This is a genomic window from Halopseudomonas sp. L-58 (genome assembly GCF_056859475.1).
On record NZ_JBSXON010000077.1, the window covers coordinates 40,560 to 60,583 of the forward strand.

At 61.7% G+C, this 20,024-nt stretch carries 20 protein-coding genes; 8 read left to right on the forward strand and 12 right to left on the reverse strand.

Annotation, left to right across the window (positions count from 1 at the left end; all coding sequences use genetic code 11):
- Window positions 1-5: 5 nt before the first annotated feature.
- A complete protein-coding gene (gene rubA / locus AC13EY_RS15390; protein WP_088275787.1) occupies window positions 6-173 on the reverse strand; it encodes a rubredoxin RubA in 168 nt (55 codons plus the stop codon).
- A 146-nt stretch (window positions 174-319) separates the two neighbouring features.
- On the opposite strand from rubA, the gene AC13EY_RS15395 reads away from it, so the two are divergent.
- From AC13EY_RS15395 to phoR, 4 genes are all read left to right on the forward strand, one after another.
- Window positions 320-850: a chorismate--pyruvate lyase family protein gene (locus tag AC13EY_RS15395; protein ID WP_228245951.1), complete on the forward strand. Its 531-nt coding sequence runs from the start codon at window positions 320-322 to the stop codon at window positions 848-850.
- Between the two features lie 29 nt (window positions 851-879).
- Window positions 880-1,770 carry a 4-hydroxybenzoate octaprenyltransferase gene (ubiA, locus tag AC13EY_RS15400; protein ID WP_228245952.1) on the forward strand — a complete coding sequence of 297 codons (891 nt, stop codon included), beginning with the start codon at window positions 880-882 and terminating at the stop codon, window positions 1,768-1,770.
- A gap of 108 nt (window positions 1,771-1,878) precedes the next feature.
- Complete coding sequence (gene phoB, locus AC13EY_RS15405) at window positions 1,879-2,568, forward strand: phosphate regulon transcriptional regulator PhoB (protein ID WP_088275789.1); 690 nt, start codon at window positions 1,879-1,881, stop codon at window positions 2,566-2,568.
- Window positions 2,569-2,632: 64 nt separating this feature from the next.
- Window positions 2,633-3,925, forward strand: coding sequence for a phosphate regulon sensor histidine kinase PhoR (gene phoR / locus AC13EY_RS15410; protein ID WP_228245953.1), 1,293 nt, complete (start codon window positions 2,633-2,635; stop codon window positions 3,923-3,925).
- On the opposite strand, the gene AC13EY_RS15415 is transcribed toward phoR, so the two are convergent.
- Together AC13EY_RS15415 and AC13EY_RS15420 are read right to left on the reverse strand one after the other, a co-directional pair.
- Window positions 3,922-4,830, reverse strand: a complete 909-nt coding sequence (locus AC13EY_RS15415) for a response regulator (RefSeq protein ID WP_088275790.1) — start codon at window positions 4,828-4,830, stop codon at window positions 3,922-3,924. The two genes, phoR and AC13EY_RS15415, sit on opposite strands and share 4 nt — an antisense overlap.
- 185 nt (window positions 4,831-5,015) lie before the next feature.
- Window positions 5,016-6,170 carry an iron-containing alcohol dehydrogenase gene (locus AC13EY_RS15420; protein WP_228245954.1) on the reverse strand — a complete coding sequence of 385 codons (1,155 nt, stop codon included), beginning with the start codon at window positions 6,168-6,170 and terminating at the stop codon, window positions 5,016-5,018.
- A 279-nt stretch (window positions 6,171-6,449) separates the two neighbouring features.
- On the opposite strand from AC13EY_RS15420, the gene AC13EY_RS15425 reads away from it, so the two are divergent.
- Window positions 6,450-6,749 (forward strand): c-type cytochrome, encoded by a 300-nt coding sequence (locus AC13EY_RS15425; RefSeq protein WP_228246055.1) that lies wholly within the window; start codon window positions 6,450-6,452, stop codon window positions 6,747-6,749.
- A gap of 61 nt (window positions 6,750-6,810) precedes the next feature.
- On the opposite strand, the gene phoU is transcribed toward AC13EY_RS15425, so the two are convergent.
- From phoU to AC13EY_RS15450, 5 genes are all read right to left on the reverse strand, one after another.
- Window positions 6,811-7,545, reverse strand: a complete 735-nt coding sequence (phoU, locus tag AC13EY_RS15430; RefSeq protein WP_088275794.1) for a phosphate signaling complex protein PhoU — start codon at window positions 7,543-7,545, stop codon at window positions 6,811-6,813.
- 18 nt (window positions 7,546-7,563) lie between these two features.
- Complete coding sequence (gene pstB / locus AC13EY_RS15435) at window positions 7,564-8,397, reverse strand: phosphate ABC transporter ATP-binding protein PstB (protein WP_088275795.1); 834 nt, start codon at window positions 8,395-8,397, stop codon at window positions 7,564-7,566.
- A 27-nt stretch (window positions 8,398-8,424) separates the two neighbouring features.
- Complete coding sequence (gene pstA / locus AC13EY_RS15440) at window positions 8,425-10,095, reverse strand: phosphate ABC transporter permease PstA (RefSeq protein ID WP_228245955.1); 1,671 nt, start codon at window positions 10,093-10,095, stop codon at window positions 8,425-8,427.
- A 17-nt stretch (window positions 10,096-10,112) separates the two neighbouring features.
- Window positions 10,113-12,389, reverse strand: a complete 2,277-nt coding sequence (locus tag AC13EY_RS15445; RefSeq protein WP_228245956.1) for an ABC transporter permease subunit — start codon at window positions 12,387-12,389, stop codon at window positions 10,113-10,115.
- 118 nt (window positions 12,390-12,507) lie between these two features.
- Window positions 12,508-13,476 carry a PstS family phosphate ABC transporter substrate-binding protein gene (locus tag AC13EY_RS15450; RefSeq protein WP_088275799.1) on the reverse strand — a complete coding sequence of 323 codons (969 nt, stop codon included), beginning with the start codon at window positions 13,474-13,476 and terminating at the stop codon, window positions 12,508-12,510.
- 246 nt (window positions 13,477-13,722) lie between these two features.
- Here AC13EY_RS15450 and AC13EY_RS15455 point away from each other — a divergent pair, with 246 nt between their 5' ends.
- Genes AC13EY_RS15455 through AC13EY_RS15465 form a run of 3 tightly spaced genes read left to right on the forward strand, consistent with a single transcriptional unit; the run spans window position 13,723 to window position 16,092 of the window.
- Window positions 13,723-14,115, forward strand: coding sequence for an acyl-CoA thioesterase (locus tag AC13EY_RS15455; RefSeq protein ID WP_088275800.1), 393 nt, complete (start codon window positions 13,723-13,725; stop codon window positions 14,113-14,115).
- A 40-nt stretch (window positions 14,116-14,155) separates the two neighbouring features.
- Window positions 14,156-14,716, forward strand: a complete 561-nt coding sequence (locus AC13EY_RS15460) for a TRAP transporter small permease subunit (RefSeq protein ID WP_228245957.1) — start codon at window positions 14,156-14,158, stop codon at window positions 14,714-14,716.
- The gene (locus AC13EY_RS15465) at window positions 14,716-16,092 is read left to right on the forward strand and encodes a TRAP transporter large permease (protein WP_228245958.1); all 1,377 of its coding nucleotides are present in this window, start codon (window positions 14,716-14,718) and stop codon (window positions 16,090-16,092) included. The genes AC13EY_RS15460 and AC13EY_RS15465 overlap by 1 nt, the downstream gene beginning before the upstream one ends.
- A gap of 30 nt (window positions 16,093-16,122) precedes the next feature.
- Here the strand turns inward: AC13EY_RS15465 and AC13EY_RS15470 are convergent, their stop codons facing one another.
- From AC13EY_RS15470 to AC13EY_RS15485, 4 genes are read right to left on the reverse strand one after another with little or no spacing between them, the layout of a single operon-like run.
- The gene (locus AC13EY_RS15470; protein ID WP_228245959.1) at window positions 16,123-18,186 is read right to left on the reverse strand and encodes an LTA synthase family protein; all 2,064 of its coding nucleotides are present in this window, start codon (window positions 18,184-18,186) and stop codon (window positions 16,123-16,125) included.
- A gap of 26 nt (window positions 18,187-18,212) precedes the next feature.
- Window positions 18,213-18,617 (reverse strand): diacylglycerol kinase, encoded by a 405-nt coding sequence (locus AC13EY_RS15475; protein WP_088275805.1) that lies wholly within the window; start codon window positions 18,615-18,617, stop codon window positions 18,213-18,215.
- The gene (locus tag AC13EY_RS15480; protein ID WP_482877539.1) at window positions 18,607-19,317 is read right to left on the reverse strand and encodes a lipopolysaccharide kinase InaA family protein; all 711 of its coding nucleotides are present in this window, start codon (window positions 19,315-19,317) and stop codon (window positions 18,607-18,609) included. Before AC13EY_RS15480 ends, AC13EY_RS15475 begins: the two co-directional genes overlap by 11 nt.
- Window positions 19,314-20,006 carry a class I SAM-dependent methyltransferase gene (locus tag AC13EY_RS15485; RefSeq protein ID WP_088275807.1) on the reverse strand — a complete coding sequence of 231 codons (693 nt, stop codon included), beginning with the start codon at window positions 20,004-20,006 and terminating at the stop codon, window positions 19,314-19,316. The genes AC13EY_RS15480 and AC13EY_RS15485 overlap by 4 nt, the downstream gene beginning before the upstream one ends.
- Window positions 20,007-20,024: the final 18 nt, after the last annotated feature.

The following is a 20,024-nucleotide window of genomic DNA, read 5'->3' on the forward strand; positions in this document are numbered from 1 at the left end:
CAGGCTCAGCCGATCTCGATCATCTCGAAATCTTCCTTGCCGACGCCGCAGTCCGGACACATCCAGTCCGCAGGTACATCTTCCCAGCGGGTGCCGGGGGCAATACCGTCATCCGGCCAGCCCTCGGCCTCGTCATAGATGAACCCACACACGATACACTGCCACTTCTTCATGCTTGTTTCCCACGGTGTTCAGAATTAAGGTTTCGCGACACTACCGCAATTACCCTGCAAGTCCAAGGCCAGCCGGACCGTGCCCGCCGCAGAGGGCTTTCGTGGTACCCTTTACCCACTTTTTCCACGCTGCCTGCGCGTCACCCATGCCCGATATGCTGCCTGACTGGTATCCCGCCAAGCGCCACCCCGCGCCTCCGGATGCTCCCCTGTTCGACTGGCTTTGCCACGAAGGATCGCTCACCCTCAGATTGACCGAGGCCGGCGACCAGGACTTTCGTGTCGAACTGCTGAAGCAGGCACCCGAGCCCGCCCATGATGACGAAGCTGCGGCCCTCGGGCTGTCTCCCGGCACCCTGGTATGGACCAGAGAGGTGTTGCTGCATACGGCGGGAGCGCCCCGGGTCTACGCCCGCTCGGTTGCACCGACCAGTGCGCTGGGCAATGCAGCGGTGGAGCTCGACAGTCTGGGCACAACCAGCCTGGGTCACCTGCTGTTCCGTAACCCGCAGATCCGCCGGGGGCCGATCGAGATCAGCCGCTACCCCGCCGACCGGCTGCCGGCCAGCTGGCGCAGCGAGGGCCTGTGGGCACGCCGCTCGCACTTCTCGGATGGCAAGTTGCAGCTGCTGGTATGTGAAGTATTCTTGCAGGGCTGGCCGCTGGCCGGCACCTGAGTGTCTGTCTTCTCACGGGAGAACCGCTTTTGCTTGGCCTGCTGATCAAACCCATTGCGCGCATCAACCCCAAGGTCAATGACTACATTCAGCTGATGCGGCTGGACCGCCCGATCGGCACCTACCTGTTGCTCTGGCCAACACTCTGGGCACTCTGGCTGGCCGCCGAGGGGGTTCCGGATATCAGCACGCTGATCATTTTCGTCGTCGGCGTCATCCTGATGCGCGCCGCAGGCTGCGTCATCAACGACTACGCAGACCGCCACTTCGACGGCCACGTCCAACGTACCCGAGAGCGCCCGCTGGCCACAGGGCGTATCAGCGAACGCCAGGCCCTGATCACCTTCGCCATTCTGGTCGCACTGAGCGGCCTGCTGGTGCTGCTCACCAACGCCCTGACCATCAAGCTGGCCTTCGTTGGCGTAGCCCTGGCCGCCCTATATCCCTTCTGCAAGCGCTTCACCTTTTATCCGCAGGTGATTCTGGGCGCGGCCTTCTCCTGGGCGATTCCGATGGCCTTCGCGGCCCAGGCCGAGGCGCTGCCGCTTCCGCTTTGGCTGGTATTTCTCGCCAATCTGCTCTGGACCGTGGCCTACGACACCGAATACGCCATGTGCGACCGCGAAGATGACTTGCGCATCGGCATCAAGTCGACCGCCATCCTGTTCGGCGAGGCCGACAAGCTGATCATCGGCCTGCTGCAGGGGCTGACTCTCATCTGCCTGCTACTGACCGGGCTGCGTTTTGAGCTGGGGCTATACTACTACCTCGGCCTGCTGGGCATGACGCTGGGCTTTGCCTGGCAGCACTGGCTGATCCGCGACCGGGACCGTAACGCCTGCCTCAGCGCCTTTCTGGCCAACCACTGGGCGGGCATGCTGGTTTTCATGGGAATCGCACTGAACTACTGGCTTGACTGACCCGGAGCCGCTGCATCAATAAAAGCCCGTCGTTGCGGCGTCATACAACTGAAATAAAAGTGTTATCTAATCGGCGCATGACTCACAGCGGCAACAAGACGGTGAACCATGTCTGGCAAAAGCATTTTGATCGTTGATGACGAAGCTCCGATCCGCGAAATGATCGCGGTGGCCCTGGAGATGGCGGGCTACACCTGCCTCGAAGCTGAAAATACACAACAGGCCCACGCCTGTATCGTCGACAGCAAGCCCGATCTGATCCTGCTCGACTGGATGCTGCCCGGCACCACCGGTATCGAGCTGGCCAGGCGCCTCAAGCGTGACGAGCTGACTGCCGACGTGCCGATTATCATGCTCACTGCCAAGGGTGAGGAAGATAACAAGATCCAGGGCCTGGAGGTCGGTGCCGACGATTACATCACCAAACCGTTCTCCCCCCGAGAGCTGGTAGCACGCCTCAAGGCAGTGCTGCGTCGCGCCGGCCCGGTCGACAGCGAGGCCCCCATCGAGGTGGCCGGACTGATGCTGGACCCGGTCAGCCACCGGGTAACCATCGACAATGCCGCCGCCGAAATGGGCCCGACGGAATATCGCCTGCTGCAATTCTTCATGACCCACCAGGAACGTGCCTACACCCGCGGCCAGTTGCTGGACCAGGTTTGGGGTGGCAATGTTTATGTGGAAGAGCGTACCGTGGACGTCCACATCCGCCGCCTGCGCAAGGCGCTGGGTGAAAAATACGAACACCTGGTCCAGACCGTGCGCGGCACCGGCTACCGGTTTTCCACCAAAGCCTGACAGCCAGGCCGCGACACAGGCCGTTACCCTGATCGGGATGCCGTTGTTTTGAAGAGGATCTTCAGTGGCCAAGAATAGCTTCAGTCGTGTGCTCGGCCAGGTCCTGCTGCTGGTACTGATCTGTCTGCTGCTGGGCTGGATTGTCGGCCAGCCAGCCTGGGCGCTGGTTATCGGCCTGGGTGGCTATCTGGTCTGGACCCTGCGCCAGATGGCCCGCTTCTCCGACTGGCTCAGCGCGCACCCCAACGATCCGCCGCCGGAAGCCCGTGGCGTATGGGGCGAGATCTTCGACAGCATCTACCACCTGCAGCGCCGCGACAACAAGATGCGCTCGCGATTGCAGGCGGTGATCGACCGCATCCAGAGCTCTACCTCCGCTCTGCGTGATGCCGTGGTCATGATCGACAGCGAAGGGCACCTGGAATGGTGGAACCACGCCGCCGAACGCCTGCTGGGGCTGCGCACCCCGGACGACAGCGGCCAGCACGTCGGCAACCTGATCCGCGATCCGCGCTTCATCGAATACTTCGAGCGCGGTGATTTCCGTGATCCACTGGAAATTCCGGCGCCAACCAACCTCAACGTTCAGCTGCAGTACGCCATCACCCGCTACGGCCCCGGTGATCGGCTCATGGTCGTGCGCGACGTCACCCGACTGCACAATCTGGAGCAGATGCGAAAGGACTTTGTCGCCAACGTCTCCCACGAGCTGCGAACCCCGCTGACGGTGGTGGTTGGCTACCTGGAAACCTTGCTGGATCTGGAAGACGAGCTCAATCCGCGCTGGAAACGACCCCTTCAGCAGATGCAGCAACAGGCCAACCGCATGCAGGCGCTGCTGCACGACTTGCTGCTGCTGGCCCGACTGGAAACGTCGGACAATCCCGGCGAGCAGGAGCGGGTTGATGTGCGCCCGCTACTGGAGCATATCCGCAAGGATGCCGAGGCGCTGTCCGGCGAACGCGGTCACCGCATCGCCCTGCAAATTGAGGGCAATACCCGCATGCACGGCATCGAAGGCGAACTGCGCAGCGCGTTTTCCAATCTGGCGTTCAATGCCGTGAAATACACCCCGGACCACGGCGAAATTACCCTGCGCTGGTGGAGTGACGAGCAGGGCCAGCATCTGAGTGTCAGCGACAATGGTGTCGGTATCGCACCGCAACATATCAACCGGCTGACCGAGCGTTTCTACCGGGTCGATACCAGCCGCAACAGTACCACTGGCGGCACCGGTCTGGGTCTGGCCATCGTCAAGCATGTGCTGCTGCGTCATCAGGGCCGACTGGAGATCACCAGCGTGCCGGAGCAGGGCAGCACCTTCAGCTGCCACTTCCCGCCAGGCCGCGCTGCCTAGGCGCTGGGCGAATAATGTGACTGGGCGGTGCCGGAGGCGATCAGGCGCGACAGGTAATCCAGCTTCTCCGGGTCCTGATCGACGAACTTGATCGTCACCTTGACCCACTCGCAGTCCATCTTCGCTTCCAGCGCTGCCACCGCGTGCACATAGCCATTGATACGCGCAACCGAACGATCCGAATCCTGCTCCAGATCCAGCACCCCGCTTTCAAACACCTGCGGCAGCCGGTCGCCACGACGTACCACAACCAGGGCATCACGCAGGCTGAGGGTCTTGATTACACAGGCGAATTGCTCGCCGGCAAGACGCAGCTGGCCCTGCCCGCGTACAGACTGGGTACTGGTGGCAGGCGCGGCCTTTTCCGGCGCACGATTACTGTTCAGCAACGGCGAGCTGACCGGTGCTGCCGCCGGAGCGGAAGGCGCCTCGGCAGGGCGACCGGCGGTCAGGTTCGCGACCGATCCCGCGGCGATTCCCGTGCTTGGCCGTGGCGCTCCACCGACCTGAAACTGCGCCAGCTTGCCGGCACGATGCAGGGCCTTCTTGACCTTGGTGATCAGTTGCTCATTACTGAAAGGCTTGCCGACGTAGTCGCTGACACCGGCCTGAATCGCCTCCACGACATTGGCCTTGTCACCGCGACTGGTGACCATGACAAAGGGCACCCCTGCTCCATCAGGCTGCGCGCGAAACCATTGCAGCAGTTCCAGCCCGCTCATCTCCGGCATTTCCCAGTCGCACAGAATCAGATCGAACTGCGCACGCGCCAGCATCTGCTGTGCCTTGCGACCGTTGGTCGCTTCCTCTATCTGCAGGCCCGGGAAGTAACTGCGCAGTGCTTTCTTGACCAGGTCACGGATAAAAGGCGCATCATCGACGACCAGGACCGATACTTTCGACATAATGAAATTTCCTGAAGTGCTGCGTCTAGCTTAACGCAGACTGGAGAAAAAGCCGCACTTCGTATTGCACATGGGGCTGCAGCCGCCTCAGCCCTGCGTCAGCCGCCACGACCGTTTGCCCATGCTCGCACGCCATAGAAAAAAGCCGGGCAAACGCCCGGCTTGGCTTTCTCGGTACGGCGCGCTTACAGCTCGCCGCGCAGTGCCTTCAGGAAGATCGCCTGATACTGCTCGGCGTTGTAACGCTGCGGGTTGGTACTGCCGGCAACATCCTTGGCCGACATCGCGCCAATGGTTTCAGCCTGGGCATCGTCAATGTTGATCTCGGCCAGGGTATGCGGAATACCCAGGTCGGCACGCAGATCCAGCACCCAGTCCAGCATGCCGTCGAAGTTCTGCTTTTGCAGACCCAGATAGCGAGCGGCGCGCGCCATTTCCTCTTCGATCACCGGGCGGTTGGCCTGCAGCATGTAGGGCATGACGATCGCGTTCAGCAAACCGTGGTGGGCGTCATAGACAGCGCCAAGGCTGTGGGAAACAGCATGAATACCGCCCAGACCACGCTGGAAGGCAACCGCGCCCATGCTGGAAGCCACCTGCATCTGCAGGCGGGCCTGGATGTCATCGCCCTGCTTGGTCGCGCGCGGCAGGAAGTCCTTGACCAGACGCATGCCTTCCAGCGCGATGCCTTCCGCCATCGGGTGGTAGACCGGCGCACAGAAGGCTTCCAGGTTGTGCGCCAGTGCATCCATACCGGTGGCGGCGGTCAGCTTGGGCGGCAGACCAACGGTCAGCTCGGGGTCGAGCAGCACGATACCCGGCACCATTTTCTGGTGGAAGATGACCCGCTTGACGTGATTCTCGTCGTCGGTGATGACCACCGCCTGGCCCACTTCGGAACCGGTACCCGCGGTGGTCGGCACGGCAACCACCGGCAGCATCTTGCTGGCATCAACCGAACCGGGGCCCGCTTCCCACAGCGTGCAATCCTGATGGGCAACCAGCGCAATGGCCTTGGCTGCGTCGATCGCGGAACCGCCCCCGAAGGCAATGACGCCGTCGTGGTTGCCGGCCTTGAGTGCAGCTACGCCATCGGCCACGTTGCCACCGGTAGGGTTGCCCTTGATAGCGCTGAACAGCCCGACCTGCAGGCCGGCGTCACGGCAAAGCTGCAGCGCAGCCTCAACCATCGGCAGGGCCGCCAGGCCCGGGTCCGTGACCAGCAACGGAGAGGTCATGCCCAACTGGCGGCAGGCTTTCGGCAGCTCACTGATGCGCCCTGCACCCACGCGCACGGCGGTGGGGTAATGCCAGTTCATGCTGTAAGACTTGATCTCCATGGTATCTCCGAATTATCAGGTTTTTATGGGTGCAGACGTCCGCCACTGGCGCCCGCCTGTTTTTTATCGGTCTTCGGGTGCGGGCAAACGCAAGATACAAAATGCAATTATGTCCCGAAACATACTCAAATCTGCCTCTTTCGTCCATGCTTGCTGCGACAAAAGAGCACTTGTCAAAGCAACGCGCAGCGTCCATGTTAGGGACTCGTACCGGTACGATCACACAAGCAGGCCAACCTGCACATAACAGCCCGTGAGGAACACCTGATGAAACACCTGATGATCTCTGCCCTGGGCGCAGCAGCACTGCTGGCGTCAGGCTCGCTGTTCGCAACCGACGGCGAAACCCTCTACAAGACCAAGGCTTGCGTCGCCTGCCATCAGATCGACACCAAGGTCGTAGGACCATCGTACAAGGACGTCGCCGCCAAGTATGCCGGGCAGGACGGTGCGGTGGAAACCGTGGCCGGCCACATCAAGAACGGCATTTCCGGCCTTTGGGGGCCGATTCCGATGCCGGCCAACCAGGTGACCGACGAGGAAGCCCGTATTCTGGCCGAGTGGGTGCTCAGCCAGTAATAACAAAACTCCAACAAAAAACCCGCCACCAGGCGGGTTTTTTGTTGGCTCGGATACCGACTCACTCGTCGGCACCGTCCTTTTTCACTTCGGCTTCCATGCGCTTGAGGCCGATGTGACGGACATCGGTACCCTTGACCAGATAGATGACGTGCTCGGCAATGTTACGCGCGTGGTCACCGACCCGCTCCAGCGAGCGCAGCACCCAGAGGATGTTCAGAACCCGGCCGATGGAACGCGGATCTTCCATCATGAAGGTCACCATCTCGCGCATCGCGGTCTTGTATTCCTGATCAACCGCCTTGTCCTCGCGGGCAACGGCAAACGCCTGCTCGGTATCCATGCGGGCGAAGGCATCCAGCGCTTCCTGCACCATGCGGCGCACGTGGTGACCGATATGGCGACACTCGACGTAGCCACGCGGTGCCTGCCCCTCCTCCACCAGATCAAGCGCACGCTTGGCGATCTTCGACGACTCGTCGCCGATGCGCTCCAGATCAACGATAATCTTGCTGATGCTCACGACCAGACGCAGGTCGCTGGCAGCGGGCTGGCGACGCGCCAGGATGCGCAGGCAGTCCTGGTCGATATCCAGCTCCATCTGGTTGATCGCATCGTCCTTTTCACGGACTTGCTGAGCCAGCCTGGCGTCGCCTTCAACCAGTGCAACGATGGCATCGTTGATCTGCTTCTCGACCAGCCCCCCCATTTCCAGCAGGTGGGTACGGATTTCCTCCAGCTCGTCGTTGAACTGCTGGGAAATATGCTGAGTAAACGCTTCTTTATCTGACGGCATGATGCATGTCTCCCTCGGTTAGCCGTACCGACCGGTGATGTAGTCTTCCGTCTGTTTCTTCGACGGATTGGTGAACAGCGTGTTGGTGTCACCAAACTCGATCAGTTCGCCCATGTACATGAAGGCAGTGTAGTCGGAGACCCGCGCCGCCTGCTGCATGTTATGAGTCACGATCACAATGGTGAACTTGGACTTCAGCTCGTTGATCAGCTCTTCGATCTTCAGCGTCGAGATCGGATCAAGTGCCGAGGCCGGCTCGTCGAGCAGCAGTACTTCCGGCTCAACCGCAATGGTGCGGGCGATACACAGACGCTGCTGCTGACCGCCAGACATGCCCAGAGCAGACTCGTTCAGACGGTCCTTGACCTCATCCCACAGCGCCGCGCCCTTGAGTGCCCACTCGACTACCTCATCCAGCGTGCGCTTGTTGTTTACACCCTGAATGCGCAGGCCGTAGGCGACGTTCTCGTAGATCGACTTGGGAAACGGGTTCGGCTTCTGGAACACCATGCCGACGCGACGACGCAGCTCGGTGACGTTGACGTCCTTGCCATAGATGTTCTTGCCGTCGAGCAGGATTTCGCCGTCCACGCGGCAACTGTCGACCAGATCGTTCATCCGGTTGAAGCAGCGCAGCAGGGTCGACTTGCCGCAGCCGCTCGGGCCGATGAACGCGGTTACCCGGTTGCGCGGAATCCTCATGCTGACGTTATGCAGGGCCTGCTTGGTGTCATAAAACAGGGACAGGTCCGGCACTTCCAGCGCAATGGACTCCTTGTCCATGTTCAGTTCCTGCTGGGAGCGCCCCAGGGCGCTCATATCCATGGCATGGGTTTTGGTGGTGTTAGACATAAGTGTGCGTCCGCCTAGAAAGAGTGATCAGTTTTCCAGCGCCTTGTACTTTTCGCGCAGGTGGTTGCGAATCGAAACCGCAGCAAAGTTGAGCGCGGCAATGACGCCCACCAGCAGCAGCGCAGTGGCATATACCAGCGGCCGCGCTGCCTCGACGTTGGGGCTCTGGAAGCCGACGTCATAAATATGGAAGCCCAGGTGCATGAACTTCTGATCCAGGTGCAGATAGGGATAGTTGCCATTGAGCGGCAGGGTCGGTGCCAGCTTGACCACACCGACCAGCATCAGCGGTGCCACCTCGCCGGCGGCGCGGGCAACGGCGAGAATCAGACCGGTCATCATCGCCGGGCTGGACATCGGCAAAATCACCTTCCACAGGGTTTCCGACTTGGTTGCACCGAGGGCCAGCGAGCCCTCTCGCAGCGACCGTGGAATCCGGGTCAGGCCCTCTTCAGTCGCCACAATCACCACCGGCACGGTCAGCAGCGCCAGGGTCAGTGAGGCCCACAGCAGACCGCCGGTGCCCAGGGTCGGCGCCGGCAGCGACTCGGGGAAGAACAGCTGGTCGATATTGCCACCGAGCAGGTAGATGAAGAAGCCGAGACCAAATACGCCGTAAACGATCGAGGGAACACCAGCGAGGTTGTTCACCGCAATGCGGATGGTCCGTGTCACCGCACCCTGCTTGGCATATTCGCGCAGATAGACCGCAGCCAGCACACCGAACGGGGTGACAATGATCGACATCAGCAGCACCATCATCACGGTACCGAAAATCGCCGGGAACACCCCACCCTCGGTGTTGGCCTCACGGGGCTCATCGCTGACGAACTCCCACAGCTTGCTGAAATAGTGACCAACCTTCGCAGTCGGGCCCATGGCGTTGGGCTGGAATACCCGAACTACCGCACTCAGGTTGATGTCCTTTTCGCGGCCGTCCATCGCTCGCACGCGGATGCTGTCGCGATTGAACTCCCGATAGAGGTCGATCAGGTTGGCTTCCAGCTCCGCATACAGATCATTCTGAACCTTGCGCTCGGCTTCCAGCTGCGCCTTGCGGTCATCGGTCAGCGCATTGTCCAGCTCGTAGCCACGCTCGCGAAGACGAATGCGCTCCAGCTCGGCGTTGATCTTGCCAATGGCGCCGGTCTCCAGCGCATGGATCTCATCGTAAATACCCAGTGCCCGATCGACCGCCGGCTGCAGTGCTGTCCAGGCCTGATCGCCTTCGGCGATGACCTGACCGGCCTGCTTGACCTGCAGCAGATAGCCATAGAAGTTGCCCCACTCGCGACGCTCGATAACGACGATATCCTCGGGCGCGCGCTCGTTTTCCAGCCAGTCGGCGACGATCCAGCGGAAATCCGCGCCGTACAGGTCACGATTGCCGACTTTCAGCAGCTCGCGATCCATAAACTCGGTTTTTTCCGGATCCACCGGCAGGCCGGCACCATGCAGACGCTCGGTCGGCACCTGTTCGCGGGTAGTGACCTCACCGATCAGGGTAATGGTCGGCTGACCGGGTATGGTGTATTCCGCCTCGATGACGTCAGCCGGCCAGAAGTGGCTCAGACCGCGCACAGCGATCAGCAGCAGCAGACCCAGGGTCATGATCACCGCGATGGCGACCGCGCCTGCATTCATCCAGACCCAGGGGCTGCCCGATTTGAACCAGGTTGTGAAGTTGCCTTGTTTCACTGTCTAGAGTCCTGTGGTCAGAGAGAGGCGTATTTCTTGCGCAGGCGCTGACGAATCAGCTCCGCCGCCGTGTTCATCAGGAAGGTAAAACTGAGCAGCACCAGCGCTGCCAGGAACAGCACCCGGTAATGGGTACTGCCCACTTCCGATTCCGGCATTTCGACCGCGATATTGGCCGACAGGGTGCGCATGCCTTCGAAGATGTTCCAGTCCATGATCGGCGTGTTGCCGGTGGCCATCAGCACGATCATGGTTTCACCTACCGCACGGCCCATGCCGATCATCACCGCGGAGAAGATACCCGGGCTGGCGGTCAGAATGACCACGCGACTGAGCGTCTGCCACGGGGTGGCGCCAAGCGCCAGCGAGCCTTGAGTCAGGTGGCGGGGCACACTAAATACGGCGTCTTCGGCAATCGAGAAGATGGTCGGGATCACCGCAAAGCCCATGGCCAGACCCACCACCAGTGAGTTGCGCTGATCGAAGTTGATGCCCATGTCGCGGGTCAGGAACACCCGCATGTCGCCACCAAAGAACCAGGCCTCGATATAGACGCTCATGGCAAAACAGGCCCAGCCCAGCAGCATCACCACCGGGATCAACAGCACCGCTTCCCAGCCCTCGGGTACCCGCAGCCGGATACGTGCCGGCAGACGGCTCCAGCCGTAGGCAAAGGCGATAAACACGATCGGTGTCAGGATCAGCAGAGAGACGATACCCGGCAGGTTGTCCTCCAGCAAAGGCGCCAGCCAGAGACCGGCGAGGAAGCCGAGAATCACCGTCGGCAGCGCTTCCATCAGCTCGATGATCGGCTTGACCTTGCGGCGCAGCGCCGGCGCCATGAAGTAGGCGGTGTAGACCGCAGCGGCGATCGCCAGCGGCGTTGCCAGCAGCATGGCGTAGAAGGCCGCCTTGAGGGTACCGAAGGTCAGCGGCGCCAGGCTCAGCTTGGGTTCAAACTCGGAGGTGGCCGAGGTCGACTGCCAGACGTAATCCGGCTCCGGATAGCTTTCGTACCAGACCTTGCCCCACAGCGAGCTCCAGGAAATCTCCGGGTGCTCGTTATGCACGTCCCAGTAGCTCAACTCGCCGTTACCGTGCTCCACCAGCAGATGATCGGCACGCGGACCGATGGCTACGGCGCTCACCGTACCCTCGCCCAGCGGCTCGACCAGCAGATTGTTGTGCGCGGTCGAATTGTAGATGCCCAACTGACCAGCCGTATCGACAGCAAGGAACACCTTGCGACGCTCTTCCGGTTGAATCAGCGCAATCGACTCGCCCTGCTGCTGATCGAAATCACGCACTTCGGTCAGCAGCGGGTGGCCGTTGCCGCGCACCATAAACCACTGTTTCAGCTCGCCGCTGCTGTCACCGACAATCAGCGAGATACCGCCGAGCATCAGATTGACCGAGGTAATCGAGGTGCCCATGCCCTCAACCACCTTGTAGCGACCATTGAGCTCGCCCTTTTTGCGCAGCGCCAGCACATCAATGTGCTGCTCACCGTTGACCACATACATCCACTGACGCAGCGGATCGATCAGGATGCGAGTGACCTCGCCTTGAGCGGGGTCGAGTGCCAACCGGGATTCGCTGCGAGTTTCGGCACCGGTCATCATGTTGCGCTTGATGCTGACACTGGTCGCCACCAGATCGCTGCCGATGCTGCCGGCCAGGGTCAGACCGTTACTGTCGCTGCTCATGGCGACCTGATCCAGTGCACGCCCCTGCTCGTCCAGGGTGATCGCTTCCTGACCGTACGGGAAGTTCAGGCTGGGCGTAATCAGCCGCACATCGTCCGGATAGGTCACCTTGTAGTCATGCTGGGCAATCAGCACCTGGCCATTGCTCAGGCCCACCACAAAGCGACGGGAATTGGGGGTTTCCACGTTAAAGCTGGTCACCTGCGCACCGGCCGGAATCGGCAGCTGCTGTTGCAGCACCGCCTTGCCGTCACGGGCATTGAAAAAGCTCACCTGGCCGCTCCGGGCCACGCGAATCGCCACCTCGCCCTGCTCTTCCATCGCCAGCATCAGCGGCGGATCGTCGGCCTGCACCCAGCTTGCGCTGTAACGCTCGCGCTCCTCAATCTCGGCCCCACCGAACAGCGGCAGCACCTCATACAGCAGATAGAGGAAAATCAGCAGGACAGCGACAATAACGCCAAGACCACCGACCGCAACGTACCAACGGGTAAAATGGTCCTTGAAATGACGCATGGCCCGATGGCGCTGCATCGCCGGAGTATTGAAGTCGACGCTGGACGTCTTGGATGGGGATTGGGTAGTCATGGCGCACACCCTACAGGGTCAATGTGACGAATTGATTACAGCCTGATGACGGCAAAAAAGGGGCGTGTCAGTGACACCCCCCTTTTTTGCCCGGCATCCGTGCCCGACAGCTGCGAACTTAGAAGCCCAGTTGCTCGTGGACGTTATCCACAGCGCGCTTGGGCATCGGCACGTAACCGTCCTTGAAGACCACTTCCTGACCCTGCTTGGACAGCATCATCTTGACGAACTCGCGCTCCAGCGGAGCCAGCTCGCCGTTCGGGGCCTTGTTCACGTAAACGTAGAGGAAGCGCGACAGCGGGTAAGTACCGGCGATAGCGTTCTCTTCGTTGGCTTCGATGAACGGCTGACCTTCTTCTGCCGCCAGCGGGATGGCGCGAACGCTGGAGGTACGGTAGCCCAGACCGGAGTAGCCGACCGCGTTCAGCGACTGGCTGACCGACTGAACGACAGAAGCAGAGCCCGGCTGTTCGTTCACGCCGCTGCGGAAGTCACCTTTGCACAGCGCATTTTCCTTGAAGTAACCGTAGGTACCGGAAACCGAGTTACGGCCGTAGAGCTGGATGTCGCGATCAGCCCATGCACCGGTCAGACCCAGCTTGCCCCAGGTATCCAGATCTTCACCACCGCACAGGCGGGTAGCGGAGAAGATACCGTCAACCTGAGCCATGGTCAGGCCTTCGATCGGGTTGTCCTTGTGAGCGAACACAGCCAGGGCGTCGATAGCAACCGGAACAGCGGTCGGCTTGTAGCCATAACGCTCTTCAAATGCCTGGATCTCGCTGTCTTTCATCATGCGGCTCATCGGAGCCAGGTTGGAGGTACCCTCGGTCAGAGCCGGCGGCGCAGTGGACGAACCTGCTGCCTGAATCTGAATGTTGACGTTGGGGTACAGGCGCTTAAACTCTTCGGCCCACAGGGTCATCATGTTGGCCAGAGTATCGGAGCCGACGCTGGACAGGTTGCCGGATACACCGCCGACACGCTGGTAGTCTTCCAGGGCCGGATCAACGGCGGCAAAGCTGGAGCTGGCGGCGACGCCGGCGGCAGCGAAGGTCACAGCAGCGAACAAGCGCTTGAGTTTCATGTCATTCTCCTGTTGAGGTAGTGTTTGCAACACGCGACTCAGTATTGGGATGCGATGTGACAACTCTATTCAGGAATTATGACAATTGTGTGAAGGGCGCAAACTCCGCGAGATAGCGGGCACAACGCGCTCACACAACGATTGAGAGCCTGCCCCCAATCCCTTACCATAGGCGGCTTGCCGCGCGGTCGGCGTTCCGCCGAAGCTTGGCACAACAATTACAATAGACCACTGTCGAGTCTACCAATGCACGAATTAGATACCGATCCCGTGCCACAGGGCGAACTGGCGCTGAAAATTACCGCCCTGCCGCGGGACTGCAACAGCTTTGGCGACATTTATGGTGGCTGGCTGGTAGCCCAGATGGATACCGCCGGCACCAGTATCGCGGCCCGCATAGCACGCGGCCGGGTTGCCACCGTTGCGATTGACCGCATGGGGTTCATGGTGCCGGTTCCGGTTGGCGCCCAGCTCGCGTTCCATGGCGAGGTACTGGATATCGGCCGCAGCTCGATCAAGATACTGGTCGAAGTCTGGAGCGAAGATCTGGCCCACGACGAAAGCCGCAAGGTAACCGAGGCCACCTTCGTCTTCGTTGCCATCGACGATCGCGGCCGCACCCGGGTCATTCCGTCCTGATCGAGACGGCTGCCCGGCGGCCCTGACGGACTGCTGTCACATGTTCCAACGCCTTACCGCCACGGGCCTCTCACTGGCCTGCCTCATCGACCGTGCCACCAGCCTGCTGGGGCGCAGCGTTGCCTGGCTGACACTGCTCATGGTGCTGCTCACCTGCGCCGTGGTGCTGCTGCGTTACGGCTTCGATATCGGCGCCACTGCTACCCAGGAACTCATTCTCTACGCGCACTCGCTGGTGTTTCTCGGCGCCGCGGCCTGGGCTCTGCAGCGCGATGCCCATGTACGCGTCGACATTTTCTTCCGCCACCTGCAGCAGCGCGGCAAAGCGCTGGTCGACTTGACCGGCAGCCTGCTGTTTCTGCTGCCCATGTGCCTGTTTCTGGCGTACAACTGCTGGGATTACGTCGGCATGTCGTGGCAACGACAGGAGCGCTCGGCCGATGCCGGCGGTCTGCCCTGGGTCTATCTGCACAAGAGTTTCATCCTGCTGCTGGTCGCCAGCCTGCTGCTGCAGGCCGTGGCACAGATCCTCAAAACGCTGGCGGTACTGAGTGGCGTCCGGCCCGGACACCTGCCAGCCAGTCATGAGGAGCACCTGTAATGGGCGGGGAATTCATGGCGATTGCGCTGTTCGTCTGTCTCTGTCTGGCGTTGATGGCCGGCTACCCGGTGGCCTTCACCCTGGGCGGCATCTCGCTGCTGTTCGCCGGTATCGGCATCATCTTTGACCTGTTTGAGCCGAGCTTCCTGGGCGCCCTGCCGAGCCGCCTGTACGGCACCATGACCAATCAGACACTGATGGCGGTGCCGCTGTTCGTGTTCATGGGTGTCATGCTGGAGAAATCACGCATCGCCGAGGATCTGCTCGACGCCATGGCGCGACTGTTCGGTGGTTTGCGCGGCGGGCTGGCGTTCTCGGTTTGCATCGTCGGCGCGCTGCTGGCGGCGAGTACCGGCATTGTCGGCGCCACCGTGGTCACCCTCGGCCTGCTGGCGCTGCCGACCATGCTGCGCCGCGGCTACGACCCGGCGCTGGCTACCGGCACGCTGGCGGCAACCGGCACCCTCGGGCAGATTATTCCGCCGTCGATCATTCTGGTGCTGCTCGGTGACGTGCTGTCCAACGCCTATCAGCAGGCGCAGCAACGGCTCGGCATTTTTTCACCCAAGACCGTCACCGTCAGCGACCTGTTCGTCGGTGCCCTGCTGCCGGGATTGCTGCTGGTAGTGCTGTATCTGCTGTATCTGGCCTTTGTCGCCTGGCGCCAGCCGGAAAAACTGCCAGCGCCGACGCCGGAGGAGCGCAGCGCCGTCTCAATCGCACAATTGCTGCGCAGCCTGCTGCCACCGTTGCTGCTGATCGTGGCGGTGCTCGGCTCCATTCTGGGTGGTGTCGCCACACCGACCGAGGCCGCCGCTGTCGGCGCGTTGGGGGCAGGTCTGCTGGCGCTGGGCAAGGGGCAGCTGAGTATCGTCAAGCTGCGCGAGGTGGCCCAGGCCACCGCCGAAATCAGCGCCATGGTATTCATGATTCTGCTCGGCGCGTCGATCTTTTCGCTGGTATTCCGCGGGTTCGGTGGCGACGAGCTGATCCACGAGCTGTTCCACTCGCTGCCGGGCGGCGCCTTTACCGCCACACTGGTGGTGATGCTGGTGATCTTTCTGCTCGGTTTTATTCTCGACTTTATCGAGATCACCTTCGTGGTCGTGCCGATTGTCGGCCCGGTACTGTTGAGCATGGGCATCGACCCGGTCTGGCTCGGAGTGATGATCGCGCTGAACCTGCAAACCTCGTTCCTCACCCCGCCGTTCGGCCTGTCGCTGTTCTATCTGCGCGGCGTCACGCCTGCCGGCGTCCCTACCTCGGCCATCTACCGCGGGGTATTGCCGTTTATCGTCATACAGTTGCTGATGCTGCTGATCGCCGCCTGCTGGCCAGGTCTGGTGACCTGGTTGCCCACGCTGCTGGCGCAATAACACCCGCCCGGTTGGGCCGCCTGCAGCGCCTCAGCCTTCCTTGCCGGCAGCCACCTCAACACCCACTCTATCCTCCAGCAGCGCGCTGGTCGCGGTCTGCACATAGGCCTTGAGCTGCTCCTGCAAATCGCCCGGCACCTGTGCCTGCTCGGTGACAGTGGCCTGCGGACCGAGCTGGTAGCGGTAGGCACGGGGCTGCTCACCACGCGGCTGCACCACCAGTTCATCACCGCGCAACAGCCCCACCGTCTGACCGCCGCCTGACGGCTTGATCACGCCAAAGCCCTTGTCACCGGCAGGCAGCGCCAGCAGATCACGCCCCCAGCACTGCTGCTGCACCGCGCCGCCGAGGCGCCCCATGATGGTCGGCACTACGTCAACCTGGGTGCCGACAATGTCATTGCGCTGGCCAAAGCGCTCGGTGATACCGGGCGCGATCAGCAGCATGGGCACGTTGAAGCGCAGCAGATCGAGATCGGTCAGCTGGCGCGGCGTGCCGAAGCCATGGTCGCCAATCACCACAAACAGCGTATCCCTGTACCAGGGCTCGTTGCGGACCTGATCGAAGAACCGGCCCAGCGCCCAGTCGGAATAGCGCATGGCGGTCAGGTGCTCGTCGTTAACACCCTGCCCGCTCACGGCATCCACCGGCAGCGGGTCGGGCAACGCGTAAGGCGTATGGTTGGACAGGGTCTGCAGCAGCGCATAGAACGGGCGCGTATGATCCAGTGCATTCAGTTCGGTGACAGCACGGTCAAACATGTCCTGATCGGATACGCCCCAGGTCGGGTCGGAAAAGACCGGATTGACGTAGTCATTGCGGCCGATGAAGTGGCGCATGCCCTGCTTGCCGAAAAAGCCCTTCTGATTGTCCCAGGCAAAGTCGCCGTTATAGACATACAGGTCGTCGAAACCTCGCTGGCTCAACAGCTGCGGCAGACCGGAAAACGCATGGCCACCTTCCGGCTCCTGCATCAGGTACTCGAAGCCCGGCAGGTTGGGGAAGCAGGCCATGGTCGCGAACATGCCCTGATGGGTGTGGGTGCCGTTGGAGAAGTAGCGGGTGAACAGCAACCCCTCCTTGCTCAGCCTGTCGAACTCGGGGGTAATGCCCAGCGGGGAGCCCAGCGCCCCGGTGTAGTAGCCGGCAAAGCTCTCCATCAGTACCACCACCACATTGCGCACCGGCAACACGCTATCGACAGCGGGTTCAGATACGCGACGCACCGGCGCCAGCTCGGCGTCAATCAGCCGGTCATGTTCGGTCAGCAGCAGGCTTCGGGTAATCCCGGTCGCCTGGTCATCGTCCATCAAACCAAGCCAGGCGTTATTGCGATGATCAGAGAACTGCGCCTTGGCGGCCGAATACAGGGTCAGCGCCGGCGTCAGGCCGAGTTGATTGGCAAAGGTCGAATCGGTGGTGAAAGCGTCCCCCCAGCGCAGCGGCGGGCCCTGACGCAGGGTGCCACGAGCCAGAACCGTTGAACTGACTAGCAACAGCAGCAGCACCGAGATGCGAGCCGCCAGCGCACCCAGACGGCTGTGCCGACGGTTCGCTGCGGTCGCGGGCAGCCTGGTACGGCGGTCCAGCCAGCGAAAACCGCGATACATCAGCCAACTGACCAGCGCCATACCCAGCAGCAAGCGCACCACCGGAAAGCCATACCAGAGCATGCTCAGTACAGTCGCCGGATCTTCCTGCAGATACTGGAACACCAGCGTGTTCAGGCGCTGGTGAAACTCGCGGTAGAAGCTCAGCTCGACAGTGCCAAGCAGGCAAAGCAGCACGGTTGCCAGCGTCAGCCACAGGCACTGCAGCGTGCGCATGGCCATCAGCCGCGCACTGAGGACGGTCAGCATCAGCGGCGCACCGACGATAACAACGACCCGCAGGTCGAAACGCAGGCCATTGAAGAAGGCTTCCAGCAAATCGCCACGGGTTACCTCGGCGGCCAGCTCCCAGTTCCAGGCCAGCAGCGCGCCGCGCAGCAGGGTAAGCATGAGCGTCAGTGCCGCCAGCGCACCAACGATAAATATCAGTTGGCCGCGCAGGCCAACCACCGGCCGGCTGGCCGGAGCAGTAGAGTGGGTCATCAAACAGGTTCCACAGGCAGGCCCGCTCAGGCGGGCGAGAACAGAATCAGGCTCCAGACGCTGGTGATCAGCAGCAGCGCGAGCATCTGCGCCGCACTGCCCAGATCCTTGGCGCGCTTGGACAGCGGGTGCAGCTCAAGCGAAATACGATCCACTACCGCCTCTATGGCCGAATTGATCAGCTCAACGATCAGCGCCAGCAGCACCACCCCGACCATCAGTGCGCGCTCTACGCCGCTGACCGGCAACCAGAACGCCAGCGGGATCAGCACTACGGCCAAAAACAGCAATTGGCGGAAGGCGGCCTCAAAGGTCAAGGCTGCCCGCAGGCCGGCGAGCGAGTAACCCGCCGCCTTGATGATCCGGACCACACCTCCACGACTTTTCAGTTTCAGCGCATCGTCAGCGCCGGACAGGGGCTCAGGCCGCATGACGGCTGTCCCCGTTACCGCCGGTCAGGCTCTGATAGCAGGCCAGAAAATACTGCCAATCCTCGTCAGGCATCCCTTCGCGGTGGCGGCACAGCTGGTCCAGGTCATGCCGCACCGCTCGACTGCGCAGCAGGCGACGACGGCTCTTCTCCAAATCCAGCAGTGCGACCTCGGCCCGGTCGCCGTTAACCCGGACATAGATATGCTTGGCGTACAGACAACCGTGCTGACGGCGCCCCCCGTGCAGCCGCCGCAGCACCACAGCCAACTGCTGCAGTACGGCACGTCGCCTGGTTACTGTCTCCTCGCTGGCGTACCACTGGCCCAGACTGACAAAACCAGTCAGCTCTTCGGTCACCAGCAACCCTTGCCACTGTCCTTGATGCTGACGGGCAGCACAAAAAACCAGTTTGGGTACCGGCACACCAAGTTGCTCGCAGGCACGCAGCGCCAGCTCCTCCCTCAGCACCGTGGGCCGACCAAGAGGGTGCAACCAGGCACGATAGACATGCCCAACCTGACGCTTGCTGTACAAGCGGGGCAAGCCGCGACTCTGGGGCGGCAGCAACTTGACCCCGCTCTGGCCACCGCGGCGCTGATTCGGCTCCTCTACCCACTTGCCGTCCATTTCCCACCAACGCTCGAAGCGTGCCTGACCAAAGGATGGCAATCGGCCCCGGGCCGAGATCACGGCGCTCATGCGTCCGCCTTGCGCAGCACGTAGACCCGCCACATGGCGTAGCCGGGCAGGAAATCGTGGTGGCTGATTTCGCTGAAGCCCGCCTCGCGAAACTCGGCTTCAATCACCTCGCGGGCCACCACAAAGCGGTTCTGATTCTGACCGGCACGCCCTCGCTTTGCCCGGCGCGCTTCCAGACGACTGCGCTTCCAGGACTTGTAATTGCCATCGACCCAGAGCGAGATGATCAGGGTATCGCGGGTGACACGGGCGCATTCACGCAGCAGGGCAAGACGGTGCTCATGATCGGCAACGTGGTGAATCAGCCGCATGCAGAAGATGCTGTCGACCGCGTTATCGCCCAGATCGATATCAAAGGCGGAGGTCTGGAACGCCTTGACCCGCCTTACCACCTCCGTCGGCTGGCCGGCTAGTGCGGTCTGGATCATGTCCGCCGAATTGTCGGCAGCCAGAATGACCCGATTCGGCGCCTCGGCCAGCAACGGCCAGAAACGACCAGCGCCGCAGGGCAGGTCCAGCACCAGATTGGGGTCACCGGCGTCTTTCAGCGCGCGGCGAGCCAGCTGCATGTCACGCCAGTTGGACAAACGACGCGACAAACCGGCCTGATGCTTGTCGAAATACTGTTGTGAGTGATCGCGGTCGTACTTGTCGGAGAACGCGAGCTCGATCGGTTTGCTTTCGGACATGACAATAACCCTGGTGGG

Bases quoted from the DNA above. Each gene is read 5' to 3' on its own strand.
- phoB (WP_088275789.1), top strand. From the start codon at position 1,879: ATGTCTGGCAAAAGCATTTTGATCGTTGATGACGAAGCTCCGATCCGC.
- AC13EY_RS15425 (WP_228246055.1), top strand. From the start codon at position 6,450: ATGATCTCTGCCCTGGGCGCAGCAGCACTGCTGGCGTCAGGCTCGCTG.
- AC13EY_RS15395 (WP_228245951.1), top strand. From the start codon at position 320: ATGCCCGATATGCTGCCTGACTGGTATCCCGCCAAGCGCCACCCCGCG.
- AC13EY_RS15475 (WP_088275805.1), bottom strand. From the start codon at position 18,617: ATGCGGCCTGAGCCCCTGTCCGGCGCTGACGATGCGCTGAAACTGAAA.
- phoU (WP_088275794.1), bottom strand. From the start codon at position 7,545: ATGCCGTCAGATAAAGAAGCGTTTACTCAGCATATTTCCCAGCAGTTC.
- rubA (WP_088275787.1), bottom strand. From the start codon at position 173: ATGAAGAAGTGGCAGTGTATCGTGTGTGGGTTCATCTATGACGAGGCC.
- AC13EY_RS15450 (WP_088275799.1), bottom strand. From the start codon at position 13,476: ATGAAACTCAAGCGCTTGTTCGCTGCTGTGACCTTCGCTGCCGCCGGC.
- AC13EY_RS15470 (WP_228245959.1), bottom strand. From the start codon at position 18,186: ATGACCCACTCTACTGCTCCGGCCAGCCGGCCGGTGGTTGGCCTGCGC.
- AC13EY_RS15455 (WP_088275800.1), top strand. From the start codon at position 13,723: ATGCACGAATTAGATACCGATCCCGTGCCACAGGGCGAACTGGCGCTG.
- AC13EY_RS15465 (WP_228245958.1), top strand. From the start codon at position 14,716: ATGGGCGGGGAATTCATGGCGATTGCGCTGTTCGTCTGTCTCTGTCTG.
- AC13EY_RS15460 (WP_228245957.1), top strand. From the start codon at position 14,156: ATGTTCCAACGCCTTACCGCCACGGGCCTCTCACTGGCCTGCCTCATC.
- AC13EY_RS15415 (WP_088275790.1), bottom strand. From the start codon at position 4,830: ATGTCGAAAGTATCGGTCCTGGTCGTCGATGATGCGCCTTTTATCCGT.
- AC13EY_RS15480 (WP_482877539.1), bottom strand. From the start codon at position 19,317: ATGAGCGCCGTGATCTCGGCCCGGGGCCGATTGCCATCCTTTGGTCAG.
- AC13EY_RS15445 (WP_228245956.1), bottom strand. From the start codon at position 12,389: ATGACTACCCAATCCCCATCCAAGACGTCCAGCGTCGACTTCAATACT.
- AC13EY_RS15485 (WP_088275807.1), bottom strand. From the start codon at position 20,006: ATGTCCGAAAGCAAACCGATCGAGCTCGCGTTCTCCGACAAGTACGAC.
- pstB (WP_088275795.1), bottom strand. From the start codon at position 8,397: ATGTCTAACACCACCAAAACCCATGCCATGGATATGAGCGCCCTGGGG.
- AC13EY_RS15420 (WP_228245954.1), bottom strand. From the start codon at position 6,170: ATGGAGATCAAGTCTTACAGCATGAACTGGCATTACCCCACCGCCGTG.